The sequence below is a fragment of the Clostridia bacterium genome, from assembly GCA_019683875.1.
Taxonomy (GTDB): domain Bacteria; phylum Bacillota; class Sulfobacillia; order RBS10-35; family Bu92; genus Bu92.
The window spans coordinates 1-3,514 of record JADGHN010000148.1 but is presented as its reverse complement, the minus strand read 5'-3'; the positions used below and the strand labels follow the sequence as shown (position 1 = coordinate 3,514).

At 74.9% G+C, this 3,514-nt stretch carries 4 protein-coding genes; all 4 read left to right on the top strand.

Annotated elements, in window-relative coordinates:
• The first annotated feature begins 72 nt into the window (after positions 1 to 72).
• The gene (locus tag IRZ18_09075; GenBank protein MBX5477256.1) at positions 73 to 576 is read left to right on the top strand and encodes a MarR family transcriptional regulator; all 504 of its coding nucleotides are present in this window, start codon (positions 73 to 75) and stop codon (positions 574 to 576) included.
• Complete coding sequence (locus tag IRZ18_09070) at positions 564 to 1,556, top strand: ring-cleaving dioxygenase (GenBank protein MBX5477255.1); 993 nt, start codon at positions 564 to 566, stop codon at positions 1,554 to 1,556. Before IRZ18_09075 ends, IRZ18_09070 begins: the two co-directional genes overlap by 13 nt.
• Before the next feature lie 6 nt (positions 1,557 to 1,562).
• Positions 1,563 to 2,192: an alpha/beta hydrolase gene (locus IRZ18_09065; GenBank protein MBX5477254.1), complete on the top strand. Its 630-nt coding sequence runs from the start codon at positions 1,563 to 1,565 to the stop codon at positions 2,190 to 2,192.
• A gap of 34 nt (positions 2,193 to 2,226) precedes the next feature.
• On the top strand, positions 2,227 to 3,514 hold a 1,288-nt coding region (tilS, locus tag IRZ18_09060), incomplete at its 3' end, for a tRNA lysidine(34) synthetase TilS (protein MBX5477253.1).

Below are 3,514 nucleotides of genomic sequence, written 5' to 3'. Positions count from 1 at the left end.
ATGCCCGAAGGCTTGAACGGGATAGAATTCAGGCCTAAAGTTCCAGTTGACAAGATGATGGGAGATCGGCTGATGGACCGCGACGACCCGCGCACCGCCCGCCGCCTGGGGCTCATGCTGTGGTTTCGCCTGGCGCGCGCGTACGCCCAGAACGTGCGCGCCGCCGGCGAGCACCTGCGCCGGTGGGGGCTGACGGCCGCCCAGTTCGACGTGCTCGCGCAGGTGGGTTCGGCCGAAGGCATCACGCAGCGAGACCTCGCGCGGCGGCTGTTTGTCACGCAGGGAAACGTCGCCCAGTTGGTGGCCAAAATGGAGGCGAGAGGGCTCGTCGAGCGCGAGCGCCAGGGGCGCGTCAAGCGCCTGCGCCTGACGCCGGCCGGCCGCCAACTGTACGAGGAGGTCGTTCCCCAGCAGGAGCGCCTGCAGGCGAGCCAGTTCGAGGCCCTGAGCCTCGAGGAGCGGCGACAGCTCCTCGGATTGCTGCGCAAGCTGGAACGGGCGCGCCGCGCCGGAAGCTCCCCGCGCGGCGGGAGTCCGGCCAAGCGAGATCGGAGGCGCGGACCATGCAACTCGTAGGCATTCATCACGTGTCGGCGCTCACCGCGAACGCGGCGGAGAACGTCCGCTTCTACACGCGGACGATGGGCATGCGTCTCGTGAAGAAGACCGTGAACCAGGACGACGTCACGTCCTACCACCTCTTCTATGGCGACGAACGCGGAAACCCCGGCACGGAGCTGACCTTCTTCGACATCCCTCACCTCGCCGCCAACCGGCCGGGGACGCACAGCATCTCGTCGATCGGCCTGCGGGTCAAGGAGCGCCGGGCGTTGGACTACTGGAGGGATCGCTTCGACCGGCTGGGCGTCGAGCACGACGGCGTCGTCGAGCGCGCCGGCCGCCTCACGCTGGCCTTCCGCGACTTCGAGGGCCAGCGGCTGGTGCTCACGGCGGAGGACGGCGAGGCGGGCGTGCCGGGCGGCACCCCTTGGGCGAAGAGCCCAGTGCCTGCGGACGTCGGCATCCGCGGCCTCGGGCCGGTGACGATCACCGTGCCCGACGCCGAACCCTCCGTGCGGGTGCTGACGGAGGTCCTCGGTTTCCGGCCCGCCGGCCGCTATCCCGCGCCGGACGACCCCCGCCGTGAGGTGCGGGTCTTCGCCACGGGCACCGGGGGCGCGGGCGCGGAGGTGCACGTGGAGGAGCGGCCGGACCTCCCGCCGGAGCGACTGGGACGCGGCGGGGTGCATCACGTCGCCTTCCGCGTGCCGAACCCGGAGGAGCACGCGGCGTGGCTGGAGCGGCTCGAAGGCCGCGGATTCCGCACGTCCGGCATCGTGGAGCGGTTCTACTTCCGCTCGATCTACTTCCGCGAGCCGAACGGGATCCTGTACGAGCTCGCCACGGACGGGCCGGGCTTCGAGGCGGACGAGGACTTCGAGCATCTTGGCGAACGCCTGGCGCTGCCGCCGTTCCTGGAGCCGTATCGCGCGGCCATCGAGGCGCGGCTGCGCCCGCTGGACACGCGCGCCCTCGCCGGGCTCGAAGAGGGCTAGGCTTCCATGGCGGAGGAACTTCTCGGGTTTCACCACGTGTTCGTGCCGGGTCGAGGCGAGTCGCCGCGCACCCTGCTGCTCCTGCACGGGACGGGCGGCGACGAGCGCGACCTCCTGCCCCTTGGCCGGACGCTGGACGGCGGCGCGGCGCTCCTCGGCGTGCGCGGCAAGGTGCTGGAGGGATCCGCGCCGCGGTGGTTCCGCCGGCTGGCGGAGGGCGTCTTCGACGAGGCGGACCTGGTGCGGCGCACGCGGGAGCTTGCGGAGTTCGTGCCGCGGGCGGCCGCGCGGCACGGCTTCGCGGCGGACTCCGTGATCGCCGTCGGCTATTCGAACGGCGCCAACATCGCCGCCAGCCTTCTCCTGCTGGAGCCGGGCACGCTCGCCGCCGCCGTCCTCTTCCGGCCGATGGTGCCGCTCGTGCCGCCGCAGCCGCCGTCCCTGCAGGGGACGCGCGTCCTCGTTCTTTCAGGGCGGCACGATCCGCTCATCACCGGGGACCACCCGAAGCGGCTCACGGACCTTCTCCGAGATGCGGGGGCGGACGTGACCCTGCAGTGGGCGAACGCAGGACACGAGATCCACGCCGATGAAGTCGAGGTCGCAAGGGCGTGGCTCCAGGACGGGCGGGGCTGACGCCGGTCGTGGCGGGCGTCGAGGAGGGTTGCCGTTGCGCCGCGCGCTCACAGTCGAAGCAGCCGTCCGCGCCGCTGCCGCCGGCGGCCTCCTGCCGCCGGGGGCGCGGCTCGTGGTGGCCGTCAGCGGCGGCCGGGACTCGGTCGTCCTGCTCCACGCGCTCCTGCGGGCGGCCCCGGCGATGGGCTGGACGGTGCGCGCGGCGCACTACGACCACGGCCTGCGCCCGGACAGCGCCGACGACGCCCGCTGGGTGAGGGATCTGGCCCGGCGCTGGGGCGTTCCCGTCACGATCGGCCGGCGTGCGGGGGCGGGCGCGGCGGCCGGCGAGGACGAAGCCCGGCGCCGGCGGTACCGCTTCCTCCTGAGGGTGGCTCGCCGCCACGGGGCGGACCGCGTGGTGCTCGCGCACCACCAGGGAGACCAGGCGGAGACGGTGCTCCTCCGTCTTGCTCGAGGCACCGGAACGCGCGGCGCCGCCGGCATGCCCCGGCGTCGAGGGCGAATCGTGCGGCCGCTGCTGGACGTCCCGCCGGGTGCCATCCTTCATTACGCGCAACGGCACCGGCTGCCGCACCGGGAGGATCCGACGAACCGCGACGTCGCCTTCGCCCGCAACCGCGTCCGCCACCGCGTGATCCCGGAGCTCGCGGCGATCAACCCGCGGGCGGTCGAACACCTCGCGGCCTGGGCACGGAGGCTGGCCGCCGACCACCGGGCGCTGGAGGCGGCGGCGCGCCGCTGGCTGGCCGAGCGAGCGGAGGGGACGCCCGGCGGCGCCGTGCGCCTCCCCGCCGCCGGGCTGGCGGAGCTGTCCTGGCCGCTGTTCGTGCGGGTGATGGCGCGGGCGTACGCGCGCGCGCGTTCGCTCGCGGCCCGGCGGCGGAGGCGATTGCTGCGGCCCCAGTCCGGCCTGGACGAAGCGTGGCTGCGCCGGCTGCGCTCGCTGGCGCGCGCAGCGGCCGCGACCGGGACGGCTGCGGCCGGCCAGGATCCGCGCCCGAGCGGCGCGACGGGCCCGGGCGGCGTGCGCGTCCGCGCGTTGCGCGGCTGGGTGTGGCTGGAAGGCCCGCCGTCCTCGGACGAGCAACTCCCCGCGCCCCGGCCGCTGCCGGTCCCGGGAGAGGTGGCATGGCGGGGCGGGGTCGTCCGCGCGTGGGAAGCCGCGGCGGAGGAGGCCCTCCGCCTCGTCGAGTTCGAGGGGCCGCGTGTGGCGTTTGGCGACGCGCGCGGCCTGACGCTGCCGCTCGTCGTCCGGCCGCCGCGGCCGGCCCCCCCCCGGCCGGCCGCCGGGGCCGCCCGCGCCCCCGCGCGGCGGGCGG